Source organism: Ideonella flava (assembly GCF_051857595.1).
In the GTDB taxonomy this organism is placed as follows: domain Bacteria; phylum Pseudomonadota; class Gammaproteobacteria; order Burkholderiales; family Burkholderiaceae_C; genus Ideonella.
The window spans coordinates 270,210-285,812 of sequence record NZ_JBPZHD010000002.1 but is presented as its reverse complement, the minus strand read 5'-3'; the positions used below and the strand labels follow the sequence as shown (position 1 = coordinate 285,812).

Genomic DNA, 15,603 nt, shown 5'->3' with positions numbered 1-15,603 from the left:
TCAGTGCTCCTCGCTGTGTGGGTCACGCAGCGAACGCCACAGCAACACCGGCAGGATGGCCGAGAAGACGATCACCTCCTTGAAGGCGCTGGCCCAGAAGGAGCCGAAGCTTTCCAGCAGGCCGACGCCGATCGCGCCGACGAGCGCGAGCGGGTAGCTCGACAACCCCGCGAACACCGCCGCCACGAAGCCCTTCAGGCCGATCAGGAAGCCCGAGTCGTAGAACACCGTCGTCGTGGGCCCGATCAGCAGTCCCGACAGCGCCCCGATGAAGGCCGCCATGGTGAACGACAGCCGCCCGGCGCTGGTCGACGAGATGCCCATGAGGCGCGCGCCGAGCCGGTTGACCGCGGTCGCCCGCAGCGCCTTGCCCCAGAGCGACTTCTCGAAAAACAGCCACAGCATCACGATCAGCGCGATGGAGACCGCGAAGACGATCAGCGTCTGCCCCGTCAGGCTCAAGGGCCCGAGCGTGAAGCGCTCGTCCCAGAAGCTCGGGTTGCGAAAGCCTTCGGCGCCGAAGAAGTACAGCCCCAGCCCGGTGAGCGCGAAGTGCACGCCGACCGAGACGATCAGCAGCACCAGCACGCTGGCATCGGCCAGGGACTCGTAGGCCAGGCGGTAGATCAGGCCGCCGAAGGGCGTCACCAAGGCGAGCGTCAGCGCGGCCTGCGCCAACAGCGGCCACTGCCTGGGCGCGGCCCAGATGGCGACGAGCGAAATCGCCACGGGGTAAGCCAGCGTCGCCAGCACCTCCCTGGCGATGCGGGCGGGCGGGCGCTTGGCGCGCCAGCCCTCGCCGGCTTCCGTCAGTGCGGCCAGGCCGGCGAGCACGAGCAGGAACCAGACGGTGCCGGGGATCTGGCCGAGCTGCAGCGTGGCGAGGGTGAGCGCCCCGAAGGCGACGAACTCGCCCTGCGGGATGAAGATGACGCGGGTCACGGCGAACAGCAGCACCGTGGCCAACGCCAGCAAGGCATAGACAGCGCCGTTGGTGACGCCGTCCAGCGCGAGGATGCTGGCAATGGTGAAGTCCATACAGGGGGGAGCTACGACTCAGGTCAGAGGGCAATGGATCCGATGGCACGCCAACTCGCGAAACCAAGTGCCTTGCGCGGATCCGGCTCTGCCGGTCCGCTGCAAGAGCCCCCTCGGGGGGCAGCCCCCGGAAGGGGGCGTGGGGGTCTACTGTTCCACCTTCCAGTCGCTGTTCACCACCTTGAGCACCAGGCCGGTCTCGGTCGTGAAGCCCCAGTGGTTGGCCTTGGTGTAGTTCAGCACCCCGTGCGCCACCGGGGTGCGGCCCATGGCTTCGGTGGCCGAACGGATGGCCGCGCGGAACTCCGACGTGCCGGGCTTGCCCGCCTTGAGCGCCACCGGGAGGATCTTCTCGAGCACCACGATCGCGTCGTAGGCATGGCCGGCGAACTGGTTGCGGTTGCCCGCGCCGTAGACCTTCTCGTACTTGGCGACGAAGTCGGTCGCCAGGGCCTTGGAGGGGTGGTCCGCGGCCAGCTGCTCCGGAATCACGGCGGGCCCGGAGACGACGAAGGTGCCTTCGACATCCTTGCCGCCGATGCGCATCAGGTCACGCGTGGCCGCGGCATGGGTCTGGTAGATCTTGCCCTTGTAGTTGCGCTCGACCAGCGCCTTCTCCGGCATCGCCGCGCCGGAGCCGGAGGCGACGACGAGCATCGCGTCGGGGTTGGCGGACACGAGCTTCAGCGCCTGCGCGGTGACGCTGGTGTCGCTGCGGGCGAAGCGCTCGGTGGCGATGATCTTGGGGCCGCCCAGCAGCGAGGACTGGTCCTGGAAATCCTTCAGCCAGCTCTCGCCGTAGGCATCGGTGTAGCCGAGGAAGCCGACCGTCTTCACGCCCTGCTTCTTCATGTGCTCGATCATGGCGTGGGCCATCACGGCGTTGCCCTGCGGCAGGCGGAACATCCAGCCGTCCGCGCCGGGCGGCAGCACGGCCGGCGAGAAAGAGAACTGCACGGTCTTGGCCTCGGACACCACCGGCGCCATGGCCACGGCCACCGGCGTCGCGGCCGAGCCCATGACGATGTCGACCTTGTCCTCGGTGACGAAGCGGCGCGCGTTGTTCACGCCCTTGGTCGGGTCGGTCGCGTCGTCCAGCACGATCACGTTGAGCTTCTCGCCCGCGATCTCCTTCGGCCACAGCTTGATGTAGTTCGCCATGGGGATGCCCAGGCCCGAAGCCGGGCCGGTCAGCGGCAGGCTGATGCCGATGGTGACATCGGCCTGCGCGGCGCCGGCTGCGAGGGCCGCGAGCACGGCCGCGGCGATGCGAAGGGGGCGGGTGAAAGCAGCAAGGGAGCGTTGCATGCCAGTCTCCAGTGGTCGTTGGTGGATCGTTGTCGAAACCATAACAGCGCCGGTCATCGGCCCGCGCCCGCGAGAACCCGTGTGTTGTTTTGCGAGGGCTCGCGTGAATGACGTGTTCAGCGCGGCGCCATCCGCAGCGCGCCGTCGAGGCGGATCACCTCGCCGTTGAGGTGACCGTTGGCCACGATGTGCGCGGCCAGCGAGGCGAACTCCTCGGGCTGGCCCAGGCGCTTGGGGAAGGGGATGCTGGCCGCTAGGTTGGCCTGCACTTCTTCGGGCAGCTCCTTCATCAGCGGCGTCGCGAACAGGCCCGGCGCGATGGTGCACACCCGCACGCCGAACTGCGACAGGTCGCGCGCCAGCGGCAGCGTCATGCCGACGATGCCGCCCTTCGATGCCGAGTAGGCCTCCTGGCCGACCTGGCCGTCGAAGGCCGCGACCGAAGCGGTGTTGACCATCACGCCGCGTTCGCCGCTGGTGCCTTCGACCGGCGCCAGCTTGACGATGCGCGCCGCGGCCAGGCGGATGACGTTGTAGGTGCCGATCAGGTTGATGCGCACCACCCGCTCGAAATCCTCCAGCGGCGCCGGCGAGCCGTCCTTCTGCACCACGCGCTTGGCGGTGCCGATGCCGGCGATGTTCATCACGATGCGGGCCGGGCCGTGGGCGGCCTCGGCGGCATCCAGCGCGGCGGTGACCGAAGCGGTGTCGGTGATGTCGCAGCGGCAGGCCAGGCCGCCGATCTCGCCGGCCACGCGTTCGGCGCCGGCGGCGTTCACGTCGAGCACGGCCACCTTGGCGCCCAGGCGCGCCAGTTCCCTGGCCACGGCTTCGCCGAGGCCCGAGCCACCGCCGGTGACCAGGGCGGCTTGTCCTTCGATCTTCATGCGGATGCGTCCTTTCGGTTCGGCAGGATCACGTAGGGATCGCTGCCCTGCCCTTCGTACAGCGCCTCGACCAGCGCCGCGCGATGCGCCAGCACGGCGCGTTGGTTGATCGAGCCCTTGTCCGTCACCTCGCCCTTGTCGATGGACGGCGGCTCGGCCAGCACGTGCAGCCGCGCGACGCGGTTGGCGCTGCCGGTGCCCTCGCGCCACAGGCGGTCGGCCAGGCCCTGGAAGAAGCCGCGCACGGCGGCGTGGTGCAGCACCTCGGGCAGCGGCGTGCTTTCCGGCAAGGCGGCGAGCTTGCGGCATTCGTCGGCGCGGGGGAAGACCAGCAGGCCGATCTCGTCGCGGTTCAGGCCCGTGACCACCGCGTCCTGCACGCACGGGTCGCCGGCGACGATGACCCTGGCCCGCAGCGGGCCGACGCTGACGAAGGTGCCGGTCGAGAGCTTGAAGTCCTCGGCCGTGCGACCGTCGAACAGCAGCCCGCGCGTGGGGTGGGCGGGGTCGATGAACTTGACGGCGTCGCCGGTGCGGTAGAAGCCTTCCTCGTCGAAGGCTTCGTCGGTCTGCTCCTGGGCGCGCCAGTAGCCCGGCATCACGTTGGGGCCGCGAAAGCGGATCTCGGTCTTGCCCATGGGATCGCCGCTGGAATCAGGCACCAGCTTCACCTCGACCCCCGGCACCGGCAGGCCGATATGGCCCGAAGCCACGTCGGTGCCGACAGCGAAGGTGCACGAAGGCGCCGTCTCCGTCATGCCCAGGCCGGTGATGATGCGAATGCGCTCGCCCACCGCCGCCTCGGCGTGGCGATCGAGCTTGTCCCACACGGCCTGGCTCAGGCCTGCGCCGGCGAACATGAAAGCCTTGACCTTGGCGAAGAGCTTGTCGCGCAGCACCTTGTCGGTGTCCATCGCGGTGGCGATCTCCTCGAAGCCCTTGGGCACGTTGAAGTAGACCGTCGGCGAGATCTCGCGCAGGTTGCGCAAGGTCTCGGCGATGCCCTTGGGCGTGGGCTTGCCTTCGTCGATGTAGAGCGTGCCGCCGTTGTAGAGCACGATGCCGACGTTGTGGTTGCCGCCGAAGGTGTGGTTCCACGGCAGCCAGTCCAGCAGCACCGGCGGCTCCTCGGCCAGGAAGGCCATGCACTGGCGCAGCATCTGCTGGTTGGCGCAGATCATCCGGTGGGTGTTGATCACGCCCTTGGGCTGCTTGGTGGAGCCCGAGGTGAAGAGGAACTTGGCGATGGTGTCGGGGCCGACCGCGGCATGCGCGGCACGGATGCGCTCGCCCGGCTGGGTGGCCAGCAGCGTGTCGAAGGCAATCGTCTCGCGGCCCTCGACCTGACCTTCCGTCAGCACCACGGCCACGTCGGCGGGCACGGTGGCGGCGATGGCCTTGGCGTAGGCCGCCGACGAGGCGAAGACCAGGCCCGGCGTGGTGGTCGCCAGGATGTGGCGCAGCTTGCCGTAGTCCTGCGAGACCAGCGAATAGGCCGGCGAGATCGGCACGTACGGCACGCCCGCCCACATGGCGCCCAGCGCCAGGCTGAGGTGCTCGATGTCGTTGTCCGACAGGATGGCCACCGGCCGCTCGGCCGACAGCTTCAGGTCGACCAGCGCCTGGCCGATGGCCTGGACGCGGCCAAGCATCTGCGCGTAGCTGACGCGGCGCCAGTCACCACCGCGGTCTCGCTTGGCCACGAACGCGCGGTCAGGAGCCTCGGCAGCCCACTGTTCCAGCGCGTCGGTCAGCCGGTCCGGATACCAGCGCAACGCCTCGGTCGAACGCAGGATCTGCGTGCCGTCGGCTCGCGTTTCCAGCGTGGCCTCGACGCAGCCGCCCACCGTGGCGGCACGGTAACGCGGACTCATGCCTGCCCCCAACGGCGCTGCGCACCGGTCCCCCCAAGGGGGAGCTGGCGCCTCGGGAGCGGCCCAGCGGCGCCGCTCATGACTTGACGACCTTGTTGGAACGCCCTTCGAGGAAGGCGCGCAGGCGGTCCTTCGCATCCGGCGTGCTTTCGGCCACCGCGGCCATCAGCGATTCGGTGAACAGGCCCTGGTCCTGCGACTGGTCGGCGATGCGCGGCAGCGCGTGCATCACGGCGAAGTTCGACATGGGCGCGTTGCTGGCGATGCGCCGCGCCAGCTCCAGCGCCTTGGCGAAGCCCGCGCCGTCGGCCACTGCGTATTGCGCCAGGCCGGCGTGCACGCCCTCGTCGCGGTCGTAGACGCGGCCAGTGAGCATCATGTCGGTCATGCGGGCCACGCCCATCAGGCGCGGCACCCGCACCGAACCGCCGCCGCCGACGAACAGGCCGCGCTGGCCCTCAGGCAGGCCGAAATAGGCCGAGTGTTCCGCGACTCGCACGTGGCAGCTGGAGGCCAGCTCGAGGCCGCCGCCCACCACCGCGCCATGCAGCACGGCGATCACCGGCACGCGGCCGAACTGGATCTGGTCGAAGGCCGCATGCCACATGCGCGAGTGAAGGACGCCCTCGCGCACGTCCCGCTCCACCAGCTCCGACAGATCCAGCCCGGCGCAGAAATGCTCCCCCTCGCCGGTGAGGATGGCCACGCGGATGTCCTCCGGCAGGTTCACGAAGGCCGTGTGCAGCTGCGTGATGAGCGTGTCGCTGATCGCGTTGCGCTTGGCCGGGCGGTTCAGCCGCAGGTGGGCGATGGGGCCGGCCAGTTCGATGCGAAGCAGGTCCAGCTGGGCCAGCAGACCGCCGGCGGGTTGGAAGACGAGGCCTTCAGGGATGCTCATGGACGCTCCGAATGTTTATGCAATTTAACTAAATTGCCGGAGCAACCGCCACTTGGTACTAACCCTTACGCATCTTCCTCCACGAGAGAAGGCCAGCCCATGCCGCGCTTGCACCCCATCGATTTGTTTATGACAATGAACTAACTGGCCTGCGAACAAGGATCCGCCATGAACACCGCCGAACTGATCGCCATCGACACCCACACCCACCTGGAGGTGTCCTGCCGCAACCCCTTCGACAACTACGGCGAGGAGTACGACCGCGCGGCGGACAAGTACTTCCGCTCGAGCAAGCGGCCGACGATGCAGGAGACGATCGACTTCTACCGGGAGAAGAAGATCGGCTTCGTCAATTTCACGGTCGATGCCGAGACGCAGCTGGGCCGGCGCCGCATCCCGAACGAGGAGATCGCCGAAGCTGCCCTGGCCAACCCGGACATCATGATCGCCTTCGGCAGCATCGACCCGCACAAAGGCAAGTTCGGCGCTCGCGAGGCGCGCAAGCTGGTCGAGGAGTACGGCGTCAAGGGCTTCAAGTTCCACCCGACGGTGCAGGGCTTCGAGCCGGCCGACAGGATGGCCTGGCCCATCTACGAAGTCATCAACGAGTACAAGCTGCCCGCCATCTTCCACAGCGGCCACTCGGGCATAGGCTCGGGCATGCGCTGCGGCGGCGGCCTGCGCCTGCAGAACTCCAACCCGATGATGCTGGAGGACGTGGCGATGGCCTTTCCCGACATGCAGATCGTCGTCGCCCATCCCAGCTGGCCGTGGCAGGACGAGGCCCTGAGCCTGGCGCTGCACAAGCCCAACATCTGGATCGACCTCTCCGGCTGGAGCCCGAAGTACTTCCCGGCCCAGCTCGTCCAGTACGCCAACACGCTGCTGAAGGACCGCATCCTCTTCGGCAGCGACTTCCCCCTCATCACCCCCGACCGCTGGATGGCGGATTTCGAGGAGGCGGGCTTCAAGGATGCGGTGAAGCCGCTGATCCTGAAGGAGAACGCAAAGAGGCTGCTGGGCTTGGCGTAGCGCGCTTCAGCGACATGCGGGACGCGGCGATGCCCCGCTGCTCCACCCTTCGCGTCGGTTCATTCGGGATGCGCGGCCTGCGCGACCGGCGGGTTCGATCCGGCTGACAGCCACTCGCGGCGCTTGAGCAGGAAAAGCAGCGCGCCCACCGGCAGCGCGATGGTCAGGATGTACGGAGAACCGGGCCCGGCCCGGTGGAAGCCGGCACCCAGCAGCATGAAGGCGACCGGGCTGACGCTCCATTCGCCGGTCGACCAGTTCAGCGAGATCTGGACCAGCCCCAGCGCCACGAACAGCAGCCAGAGCCATTTCCGGCGCGCCATGGCGGTACGGGCGCACAGCACGAGCACGACCACGATGAACAGCGGGATCGCGATGGCCAGCGCGAAGAACACCCAGTGCACCACGCCCTTGCCGGCGAAGGTGAAGCGGTTCTGGTTCTGCAGCGAGTCCGCCAGCCGGTTGACGTGGATCCCCGCCACCCGCAGTTGACCGTTCTCGCGCTGCAGCACCACGTTGGCCAACAGCCAGCGGTCGGGGTACTCGTACTGGAACGTCAGGTCGTAGGTGATCCGCTCCTGCCTGGTCATGGTGTGCGCGCCGACGACCTGGATGGACTTGGGCGGCCCGGCGGGGAACTGGTCCGCGATCTGCTGCAGCCGGGCCCGCGTGTCAGCCTTGGCAAGCGATGGATCGAGCTGCCGCTCGATGGTGGCGAAGTCCGCCGAGCCGAAGGCGGCGATGACCTGCTTCGCGACTTCGGACTCTTCCTTCGGGACGAACCTGTCGAACCAGGCCTGCTGATCGCAGCCCGCCAAGAGCAGCATCCACAGGGAGATCAGCAAGAAGCGCAAAGCGAGCATGTCATCGGCAAGGGTCAGGACGGTGGGTCGCGCGGCTCGTCGCCCCGCTCGCAGACTCATTCCCCCTCACCCGACGGGGCGACATGCACGACCTGCAGCCTGCCTTCGGCGGACGGGAACCAGGCTGCGCCTTCCGCGCCGCTGGCATCGAGAAAGCCGACGCCGTGCTTCTCGGCCAGGCGCTTGCAGTGCTCGTACGCTTCTTCGGCGCAGGACCATGAGAAGGCCACGTAGATGATGTCCGGCCCGATGCCGTAGTCCGCAACCTTGTCGAGCGGACCTTCGCCGGCGTCGCTCGCGGCGAACGGACCGTTGAGCGGGGTGAAGAGCTGCCTCATCTCGTCGAACCAGTCCTGCAATGCCGGCGAAGCGTTGGCAGGATCGTTGTAGTCCAGCTCGTCCTCCCATTCGGTGCGCTCGTCGTACCAATCCTCGAAGGCTTCGCGGCGGCGCAGTTCCGCACGGGGGTCGAAGACGGCCAGGTCGTAACTCATGGGCACCTCGGAAGGGAGCTGGACAAAGTCGCCGCTCTCAGCGGGCAGAGGCCGACTTGTTGAGCGGGAACTCTTCGAATGCAGGGCAGTCTCCGGCCGACGCGGCCAGGCGGCCGGCCTCGTACAGGCAGCTGACCGTGCGAGAACCATCCGGGCTGCTGCCCACGTACTTGGTCACCACGCCCTGCCGATAGGTCGCCTGCGCCAGCAGGAATCCATTGGCCATCCACACGCTCTGGCATCCGGAGAACTTGCGATCGATGGCCTGGGCGCCGGGGAAGATGCGCAGGTCGAGTCCGCGCCGGGCCAGGGTGACGGCCTGCGCGGGGACTTCGCGCAGGCTGCAGGTCTCGGCCGCAGCGGGTTCGGCGAATGCCGATGGAGCCAGCGCCGCCGCCACGAGTGAAACGGCGACAAGGAGCCAGGAGCGGGCGGCGACCGGCGTTCGTCCGGGCCGGTCGGCCATTCTCATGCGGCGCATGCCAGGGGACGTCTGGAGCATTCGGGCTCAACCCTTCCGGCCGCCGAAGACCAGGAGAAGGCCCCCGGCCACGATGGCGGCGATACCGGCCCACACCGGGATGTTGACGTCCTGCTTCTCCTTGACCGACAGCTCCACGGGACCGATCTTCAGATCGTGGCTTTCCTTCGTGTAGCTGAAGCCTCCGTAAAGCAACCCGAGTGCACCGGCCACGATCAGGGCGATGGCGACGAGCTTGATGGGATTCATGTCGGCTTCCTCTTCAGACGGCTCGCCAGGGCACCCGCCCGGACGGAATGCCCGGGACGAAGAGGTGCACGGCATGCAGGCATTCTGCGCTGGCAGACCGGCGCCGGCGCGTCCCGGCAAACGGCTCAAGGTGCCGCCAGGTCGCACTGGACCGCATGGCCGATGCTGACCTCTGCGCACGCGAGCGCCTCGACGAGGAACCTCGGCCGCAGGTCGATCGAATGAAGGCTCGAGCGGTCGAACCAGGCGAATCGCAGCGGGCGATCGCCTTCGACTCCAAGGTAAGGCCCCTCGGACGTCACGAGGGGAGTCGAAGGGTCGGGAGTGACCGCAAAGTACAGACCGAGCTCGTGGTGCGGCTTGCCGGCATGAGCGAAGAAGTTTTCGGCGACGCCGAGGAACTCGCCGCACCGGACGGCGACGCCCAGCTCTTCGGTGAACTCCCGCACGAGGGCCTGTGCAGCGGTTTCGCCCGCCTCGACCCTGCCCCCGGGAAGGGCCCAGAACTCGTCGCCCTCGAGCTGATGAAGCAGGACGTCGCGGCCTCGCAGGATGACGGCGGCGGCACGGTAATGGAACTGATGCGTCCCGGCATCGAAGGAAATCATGGGATCCGATGTGTTCTGGAAACTTCACTGACGAGCCAGTCGGTCGTCACGCAGGGCCGCGCACGGCTGCCCGCCACCATTTTGGCTTCGCCAAGCGTCAGGCCGCGGGACCCAGCCGGCGACAGGCCGCGCTCAACAGCGCCCTCGAATACCGCTTGTGAAACCCGAGCAGCGCGTGGAACAGAAAGCCCATGCGCGGTTTCGCCGACCCGCCACGCCGGCGAGGCACGACGGCGGAGCCGAAGTACAGCCGCGTTCCGCCGTCCTCCGCCGGCTCGGTCATGAGCCAGGAGCGGGTGCCGCCCACCGCGTCGGCGAGCAGCAATTGCCCGGCGGCCCGGTCCTCGACCGTCCACGCCGAGAAGCGGTCGCGCTCGGCTCGCGCGAGTTCGCCCGCCTGCTCATCGCTCGATGGCCGACCTGCCAAGACGCCCAGGATCCGGCGCTCCAGCTTGAACAGGCCCGTCGTGTAGAAGGCCTCGACGTACTCGGCCTGCGTCACCCGGCGCGCCACCGTGGCAACGTAGCAGTCGGCATAGCCCTGGTCGCCGCCGTAGCGGCTCAGCAAGGCATGGGCAGGCAGCGGGTGCTCCACGACGCCGGACGAAGCCGGGGGCCGTAGGGCGTGGGGCGGGCGATCGTCGGGCTCCATCCGGACTCCTTCGTGCGGGGAGCCCGCCTTGTACACCCGGGGCCTCGACCGCTCCATCACCGCGTGCAGCGCGTTCCGCCTCTTTCGTCGGCCTTCAGTGGAAGAACTTGCCCGCGCTCAGCAGCGTCCGGTAGACGCCCCAGGCCAGCGGCACGCCGACCATCGCCCAGGCCGCGGCCACCATCAGCGGGCTGGTGCTGGCTGCCGACGAGGCCCCATGGCCGCGCACCTCGGTGGCCTGCGCGCGCTCGTGCGCCAGGCGCTTCTCCTCGGCCAGCTCGGCGTCGCTCATGAACCACTTGTCGGCCACCGGGCGCACCAGCAAGTTGCAAACGAGGCCGACGACCAGCATGCCCACGAGGATGTACATCGTCTGGTTGTAGACCTGCTCGCGCGGGATGCCCAGGCCGAGCTGGTAGTCGCGCATGTAGTTCACGACCACCGGACCCAGGATGCCGGCGGTGGCCCAGGCGGTGAGCAGGCGGCCGTGGATCGCCCCGACCATCTGGGTGCCGAAAAGGTCGGCCAGGTAGGCGGGCACCGTGGCGAAGCCACCGCCGTACATGCTGAGGATGATGCAGAAGGCGCTCACGAACAGCAGCTTGGAGCCGGCCGAGGCGCTGCCCGGCACGCTCGCATAGAGCGCGCCGCCGAGCACGAAGAAGACCACGTAGGTCAGCTTGCGGCCGAGCTTGTCGGACAGGCTGGCCCAGAAGAACCGGCCGGCGATGTTGAACAGGCTCAGCAACGCGGTGAAGCCCGCCGCGACGCCGGCAATGGCCGAGAGCTGCGTCTTGTCCAGCTCCGCGAACTTCTGCCCCACCCCGATCAGGCTGCCACCGAACACCTCCTGCAGCATGGGGCTCGCCATGCCCAGCACGCCGATGCCCGCGCTCACGTTCATGCACAGCACCATCCACACCAGCCAGAACTGGGGGATGGACCAGACATTCTTCACGTGCACGTGGCCCTTGGTGATCATGGCGTTGCCGGCGTCGGCCGCCTTGGGCACCCAGCCTTCGGGCTTCCAGCCGGAGGGCGGCACGCGGTAGCCGAAGGCGCCGCCGAGCATGAACACGAGGTAGACCGCAGCCATCACGAGGAAGGTGGGCATCACGCCGACGTCGGTGGGCGTGGCGAAGATCTTCATCAGCTCGGCCGCCAGCGGCGAGCCGATCATCGCGCCGCCGCCGAAGCCCATGATCGCCATGCCGGTGGCCATGCCGCGCCGGTCGGGGAACCACTTGATCAAGGTGCTCACCGGGCTGATGTAGCCCAGGCCCAGCCCGATGCCACCTATGACACCGGAGCCGATGATCATCAGCCAGAACTGGTGCAGGTGGATGCCCAGCGCCGAAAGCACCATGCCGCCGCACCAGCACAAGGCACTGACCACGCCGGCCTTGCGCGGGCCCACGTGCTCCAGCCAGCCGCCCCACAGGGCAGCCGCCGAACCGAGGAAGACGAAGAACAGCGTGTACATCCAGCCGAGCGTCGAGATCCTCCAGTCGCAGGTGGTGGTGAACAGCTCCATCCAGAACGTGGTGCCCGCCGGGCAGGCCAGCGCCTGCTTCACGCCCAGCGCCTTGGACAGCGGCAGCCAGAACACCGAGAAGCCGTAGGCCATGCCGATGCACAGGTGGATCGCCAGCGCACACGGTGGCACCAGCCATCGGTTGAACCCAGGCCCCGCGATGGTGCGCTCCTTGTCCAGCAACCCGGGTGAGCCTGGCGACTGGATGCCGCCGACGCCGATCACAGCCGACATTCGTACTCCTTGCTAACGTGGAAAATGAGGTGACGGCGGCCAATGTAATGGGGTGGCGACCGATTCGCCAAGGCCGCCGAAGTAAAGCGGACGGGGCCGCCGCATCTGCAAACCATTTCATGGGTTGGCGGTCCGCGGCGTGCCATCCCCTCGTCATGCAAGCCCCACGCCAGGACAATCGGCCGTGGCCGCACCCGCACGTGTCCAGCGGCCACGCCACACCCTCCGGAAGGCAACGTGAACAGACGCCAGTCCCTCAAGCGGCTCGCCGCCGCGACCGCCACCTTCGCCCTGCCGGCCATGGCGCAGGACAAGACCATCGTCCTGGGCCAGTCAGCCGCCTTGACCGGGCCGGCCGCCCAGCTGGGCATCCAGATGCGCGCCGGTGCCAACCTGTACTTCGAAGCCCTGAATGCGGCCGGGGGAGTCAATGGACATCGCATCGAGCTGGTGACGCTCGACGACGGGTACGAGCCGGATCGATGCAAAAGCAACACTGATCGACTGATCAAGGACAAGGTCTTCGCGCTCTTCGGCTACGTCGGCACGCCGACCTCGCTGGCCGCACTGCCGCTGGTCACCGAGGCGAAGATCCCCTTCTTCGCGCCCTTCACCGGTGCGGAGGCGCTGCGCGACCCGTTCAACCGCTACATCTTTCACGTGCGGGCCTCCTACTTCCAGGAGACCGCGCTGATCGTCAACCAGCTCGTCTCCCTGGGCCTGCGCAAGATCGCGGTCTTCCACCAGGACGACGCCTACGGCAAGGCAGGGTTCGAGGGCGTGCGCAGGGCGCTGAAGGCGCGCTCGCTCGAGCCGGTCGCCACCGGCACCGTCGTGCGCAACTCGGTGGACGTGGCGCAGGCGGTCAAGAGCATCGTGCCGATCCGGCCGGATGCGGTGGTGCAGATCAGCGCCTACAAGTCCTGCGCCGCCTTCATCCGCCAGGCGCGCAAGGCCGGCTATGGAGGCACCTTCTACAACGTGTCCTTCGTCGGCACCCAGGCCCTGGCCGACGAACTCGGCGCGCAGGGCAACGGCGTGGTCGTGAGCCAGGTGATGCCCTTCCCCTTCTCGACCACGACCGTCATCTCGCGCGAGTACCTCGAAGCCATGCGCAAGTCCGGCAAGGACGCCAAGCCCAACTACTCGAGCATGGAGGGCTACATCGCCGCCAAGGTGTTCGCCGAGGGCTTCAAGCGCGCCGGCGCCAGCCCCAGCCGCGACGGCCTCATCACCGGCCTGGAGTCGCTCCAGAACGCGAACTTCGGCGGCTTCAACGTCAACTTCGGCCCGCGCAGCCACGTCGCCTCGAACTTCGTCGACCTGTCGATGCTCACAGAAGATGGCAAGGTTCGCCACTGACCGCCAGGCGCCGCCGGCTTTCGCCCAGGGCCTGCCGCAAGGCAGCGGCCATCTGCACTTGTGCGAGCCGCGCCGCGCCTATGACGCCGCCCATGCTGATGTAGCCGTGGGCCAGGCCGTGGTACTCGACGATGGTCACTGCGTTGCCGGCGGCCAGCAGGGCCTCGCCATAGGCCTTGGCCTCGTCGCGCAGCGGATCGTGCGCGGCCAGTTGTAGCAGCGTCGGCGGCAGGCCCGCCAGGCTGGGCGCGAACAGCGGGGCACCGCGCCAGTCAGGCGCCTTGCCGGCCGCGCCGAAGCAGTGGTGGTTGAAGTACTCGATGGTGCGCGCCGTCAGCGTGGGGCCATGGGCGTGCTCGCGGCGCGACGGGTAGTCGCCCTCGTGGCCGCCGGCTGCGGCGGGATAGACCAGCGCCTGGAAGCGGACGGCCGGCCCGCCCGCATCCCGAGCGCAAATCGCTGCCACGGTGGCCAGCACGGCGCCGGCACTGTCGCCCGCCACGGCCAGCCGCGCCGGGTCGCCCCCCAGGCGCCTCGCATGCTCGGCCACCCATTGCAGCGCCGCCCAGGCATCCTCGGGCGCCGCGGGGAAGGGGTGCTCCGGCGCCAGGCGATAGGCGGCCGACGCAACGATGGCGCCCGTGTCGTGGCAGAGCTGGCGGCAGACGTTGTCGTAGCCATCCAGGTCGCCCAGCGCATAGCCGCCACCGTGCCAATAAACGATGATCGGCAGCGGACCTGCAGCGTTGCGCGGCGTGTACGCGCGGACCTGCACCGCCGAGTCGCCGACCTGGCCGCGGTGCTCGCCCACCTCCACGTCGGCCGGCGGCACATCCGCGGCGGCCAGGATCTGGCGGTACAGGCCTCTCGCGGCCACCGGTGGCAGGTCGCACAGATCGGGCACGCCGGCGGCTTGCGCCTGGGCCATCATCGCTTCAAGTTGCTTGTCGAGCATGTCATTTCCTTGCGGGGGCTAACGTCTCAATTTGCCGTCACGGCCGCGCAGGCCGATCTCGACACGGTCGGATCCCTGGTGCCGGCCGGCGCCGAAGCGCAGCGGCCAGCCGCCCAGGTCGAAGCTGCCGAGCGACTCGATCGTCTCGGCCAGGTGCGCGGCGTCCGTGCGCGAGCCCGCACGGCGTAGCGCCTCGGCGAGCACGCGCAGGTGGAGGTAGGCCGCCAGGCCCTCGAAGCTGAAGGCCTCGGGGCCGACGTAGGTGTCGGCATCGCGCTCGAACTCGCGCGCCAGCGGCAGCTGGGAAAGCTCCGGCGTGGGCACGACGCTGCTGAAGCCGATGACCCGGTCACGCAGCAGCCGGGTGAGCTGAGTCAACCCGGGCGATGACATCGCCGCCACCGTGGCCGGCACGTCGTTCTGCCAGGCCGTGCCCACGCGCGCCAGCAGGTCGAGCGACTCGGGTCCCAGGTTCAGGACCAGCGCCTGGGGAGCCGCCTTGGCGATCTCGTGCAAGGCGGCCAGCGCCGACTGGCGTTCGGGCCTGGTCTGCAATCGGATGCTCGTGATGCCCGCCGCCTTCAGCGCTTCGCCCAAAGCCAGTTCGCGCGCCGGCTCGTCACCGTCGATGAGCAACACCGCGTGCGAGATGCCCGTGGCCCGCAACTGCTGCACCAGCGCGTCGGCCTCGTGGCGATCGTCGGGCCGGAAAGTGAAGACATGGCGCATCGCCGGAGCCCGCAAAGCGACGGCGCCCGACAGGGGGCCGATCAGCAGGGTGCCCAGCTCGCGTGTCGTGGCCGCGGCCTGCGCGCAGGCGCGCTCGCCGAGGCAGTTCACGATCGCGACGGCCGAGTGCTCCCGCACCAGCGTGCCGAGGTTGATCGCCAGGCGCCTGGCATCGCCGCCATCGTCCAGCGTGCGCAACTCCAGCCGCCGGCCGTTGATGCCGCCGGCGGCATTGAGCCTATCGACCAGCGCCTTGGCGCCGGCCTGCACGCGGTTGGCGATGGGAAAGGCCGGCCCGGTCAGGGGCAAGGACTGGCCGATGACGATGGGCGGCGGCGCGCCGAACGCGGCCGGCGCCGCCAGCATCAGCACCCAGACCATGCGCCGCAGCGTCGCCATCGCGTT

General features: G+C 68.7%; 16 protein-coding genes. 2 read left to right on the top strand and 14 right to left on the bottom strand.

Going from position 1 to position 15,603, the window contains the following annotated elements:
* From ACS5PM_RS05020 to ACS5PM_RS05000, 5 genes are all read right to left on the bottom strand, one after another.
* Positions 1-1,038: a branched-chain amino acid ABC transporter permease gene (locus ACS5PM_RS05020; protein ID WP_439386118.1), complete on the bottom strand. Its 1,038-nt coding sequence runs from the start codon at positions 1,036-1,038 to the stop codon at positions 1-3.
* 147 nt (positions 1,039-1,185) lie between these two features.
* Entirely contained in the window at positions 1,186-2,346 is a 1,161-nt protein-coding gene (locus ACS5PM_RS05015) for an ABC transporter substrate-binding protein (RefSeq protein WP_439386116.1), read from the bottom strand.
* A 116-nt stretch (positions 2,347-2,462) separates the two neighbouring features.
* Positions 2,463-3,233, bottom strand: coding sequence for an SDR family NAD(P)-dependent oxidoreductase (locus tag ACS5PM_RS05010; protein ID WP_439386114.1), 771 nt, complete (start codon positions 3,231-3,233; stop codon positions 2,463-2,465).
* Positions 3,230-5,107 (bottom strand): feruloyl-CoA synthase, encoded by a 1,878-nt coding sequence (locus ACS5PM_RS05005; protein ID WP_439386112.1) that lies wholly within the window; start codon positions 5,105-5,107, stop codon positions 3,230-3,232. The genes ACS5PM_RS05010 and ACS5PM_RS05005 overlap by 4 nt, the downstream gene beginning before the upstream one ends.
* 76 nt (positions 5,108-5,183) lie before the next feature.
* On the bottom strand, positions 5,184-6,005 hold the full coding sequence (locus tag ACS5PM_RS05000) for a crotonase/enoyl-CoA hydratase family protein (RefSeq protein ID WP_439386110.1): 822 nt from the start codon (positions 6,003-6,005) through the stop codon (positions 5,184-5,186).
* A 168-nt stretch (positions 6,006-6,173) separates the two neighbouring features.
* Here ACS5PM_RS05000 and ACS5PM_RS04995 point away from each other — a divergent pair, with 168 nt between their 5' ends.
* Positions 6,174-7,037, top strand: coding sequence for an amidohydrolase family protein (locus ACS5PM_RS04995; protein ID WP_439386108.1), 864 nt, complete (start codon positions 6,174-6,176; stop codon positions 7,035-7,037).
* Between the two features lie 59 nt (positions 7,038-7,096).
* Here ACS5PM_RS04995 and ACS5PM_RS04990 read toward each other — a convergent pair whose 3' ends face one another.
* The 7 genes from ACS5PM_RS04990 to ACS5PM_RS04960 all read right to left on the bottom strand — a co-directional run bounded on the left by ACS5PM_RS04990 (position 7,097) and on the right by ACS5PM_RS04960 (position 12,152).
* Positions 7,097-7,900 (bottom strand): hypothetical protein, encoded by an 804-nt coding sequence (locus ACS5PM_RS04990; RefSeq protein WP_439386106.1) that lies wholly within the window; start codon positions 7,898-7,900, stop codon positions 7,097-7,099.
* A gap of 56 nt (positions 7,901-7,956) precedes the next feature.
* Positions 7,957-8,394 carry a hypothetical protein gene (locus tag ACS5PM_RS04985; RefSeq protein WP_439386104.1) on the bottom strand — a complete coding sequence of 146 codons (438 nt, stop codon included), beginning with the start codon at positions 8,392-8,394 and terminating at the stop codon, positions 7,957-7,959.
* A gap of 37 nt (positions 8,395-8,431) precedes the next feature.
* Positions 8,432-8,875: a hypothetical protein gene (locus ACS5PM_RS04980; protein ID WP_439386102.1), complete on the bottom strand. Its 444-nt coding sequence runs from the start codon at positions 8,873-8,875 to the stop codon at positions 8,432-8,434.
* Positions 8,876-8,902: 27 nt separating this feature from the next.
* On the bottom strand, positions 8,903-9,124 hold the full coding sequence (locus ACS5PM_RS04975; RefSeq protein WP_439386100.1) for a hypothetical protein: 222 nt from the start codon (positions 9,122-9,124) through the stop codon (positions 8,903-8,905).
* 125 nt (positions 9,125-9,249) lie between these two features.
* Positions 9,250-9,732, bottom strand: coding sequence for an NUDIX hydrolase (locus tag ACS5PM_RS04970; RefSeq protein ID WP_439386098.1), 483 nt, complete (start codon positions 9,730-9,732; stop codon positions 9,250-9,252).
* 97 nt (positions 9,733-9,829) lie between these two features.
* Positions 9,830-10,384: a hypothetical protein gene (locus ACS5PM_RS04965; RefSeq protein WP_439386096.1), complete on the bottom strand. Its 555-nt coding sequence runs from the start codon at positions 10,382-10,384 to the stop codon at positions 9,830-9,832.
* 94 nt (positions 10,385-10,478) lie between these two features.
* The gene (locus tag ACS5PM_RS04960; protein ID WP_439386094.1) at positions 10,479-12,152 is read right to left on the bottom strand and encodes an OFA family MFS transporter; all 1,674 of its coding nucleotides are present in this window, start codon (positions 12,150-12,152) and stop codon (positions 10,479-10,481) included.
* Positions 12,153-12,389: 237 nt separating this feature from the next.
* On the opposite strand from ACS5PM_RS04960, the gene ACS5PM_RS04955 reads away from it, so the two are divergent.
* The gene (locus ACS5PM_RS04955; RefSeq protein ID WP_439386092.1) at positions 12,390-13,514 is read left to right on the top strand and encodes an ABC transporter substrate-binding protein; all 1,125 of its coding nucleotides are present in this window, start codon (positions 12,390-12,392) and stop codon (positions 13,512-13,514) included.
* Here ACS5PM_RS04955 and ACS5PM_RS04950 read toward each other — a convergent pair.
* Together ACS5PM_RS04950 and ACS5PM_RS04945 are read right to left on the bottom strand one after the other, a co-directional pair.
* Positions 13,486-14,469 carry an alpha/beta hydrolase gene (locus tag ACS5PM_RS04950; protein ID WP_439386089.1) on the bottom strand — a complete coding sequence of 328 codons (984 nt, stop codon included), beginning with the start codon at positions 14,467-14,469 and terminating at the stop codon, positions 13,486-13,488. The two genes, ACS5PM_RS04955 and ACS5PM_RS04950, sit on opposite strands and share 29 nt — an antisense overlap.
* An 18-nt stretch (positions 14,470-14,487) precedes the next feature.
* Positions 14,488-15,597 carry an ABC transporter substrate-binding protein gene (locus tag ACS5PM_RS04945; RefSeq protein WP_439386087.1) on the bottom strand — a complete coding sequence of 370 codons (1,110 nt, stop codon included), beginning with the start codon at positions 15,595-15,597 and terminating at the stop codon, positions 14,488-14,490.
* Positions 15,598-15,603 lie beyond the last annotated feature (6 nt).

Excerpts from the sequence above, each read along its gene's own strand:
- ACS5PM_RS04980 (WP_439386102.1), bottom strand. The coding sequence starts at position 8,875 with ATGCGCCGCATGAGAATGGCCGACCGGCCCGGACGAACGCCGGTCGCC.
- ACS5PM_RS05020 (WP_439386118.1), bottom strand. The coding sequence starts at position 1,038 with ATGGACTTCACCATTGCCAGCATCCTCGCGCTGGACGGCGTCACCAAC.
- ACS5PM_RS04960 (WP_439386094.1), bottom strand. The coding sequence starts at position 12,152 with ATGTCGGCTGTGATCGGCGTCGGCGGCATCCAGTCGCCAGGCTCACCC.
- ACS5PM_RS04990 (WP_439386106.1), bottom strand. The coding sequence starts at position 7,900 with ATGCTCGCTTTGCGCTTCTTGCTGATCTCCCTGTGGATGCTGCTCTTG.
- ACS5PM_RS05015 (WP_439386116.1), bottom strand. The coding sequence starts at position 2,346 with ATGCAACGCTCCCTTGCTGCTTTCACCCGCCCCCTTCGCATCGCCGCG.
- ACS5PM_RS04985 (WP_439386104.1), bottom strand. The coding sequence starts at position 8,394 with ATGAGTTACGACCTGGCCGTCTTCGACCCCCGTGCGGAACTGCGCCGC.
- ACS5PM_RS04950 (WP_439386089.1), bottom strand. The coding sequence starts at position 14,469 with ATGCTCGACAAGCAACTTGAAGCGATGATGGCCCAGGCGCAAGCCGCC.
- ACS5PM_RS04945 (WP_439386087.1), bottom strand. The coding sequence starts at position 15,597 with ATGGCGACGCTGCGGCGCATGGTCTGGGTGCTGATGCTGGCGGCGCCG.
- ACS5PM_RS04970 (WP_439386098.1), bottom strand. The coding sequence starts at position 9,732 with ATGATTTCCTTCGATGCCGGGACGCATCAGTTCCATTACCGTGCCGCC.
- ACS5PM_RS05005 (WP_439386112.1), bottom strand. The coding sequence starts at position 5,107 with ATGAGTCCGCGTTACCGTGCCGCCACGGTGGGCGGCTGCGTCGAGGCC.
- ACS5PM_RS05010 (WP_439386114.1), bottom strand. The coding sequence starts at position 3,233 with ATGAAGATCGAAGGACAAGCCGCCCTGGTCACCGGCGGTGGCTCGGGC.
- ACS5PM_RS04965 (WP_439386096.1), bottom strand. The coding sequence starts at position 10,384 with ATGGAGCCCGACGATCGCCCGCCCCACGCCCTACGGCCCCCGGCTTCG.
- ACS5PM_RS04975 (WP_439386100.1), bottom strand. The coding sequence starts at position 9,124 with ATGAATCCCATCAAGCTCGTCGCCATCGCCCTGATCGTGGCCGGTGCA.
- ACS5PM_RS04995 (WP_439386108.1), top strand. The coding sequence starts at position 6,174 with ATGAACACCGCCGAACTGATCGCCATCGACACCCACACCCACCTGGAG.
- ACS5PM_RS05000 (WP_439386110.1), bottom strand. The coding sequence starts at position 6,005 with ATGAGCATCCCTGAAGGCCTCGTCTTCCAACCCGCCGGCGGTCTGCTG.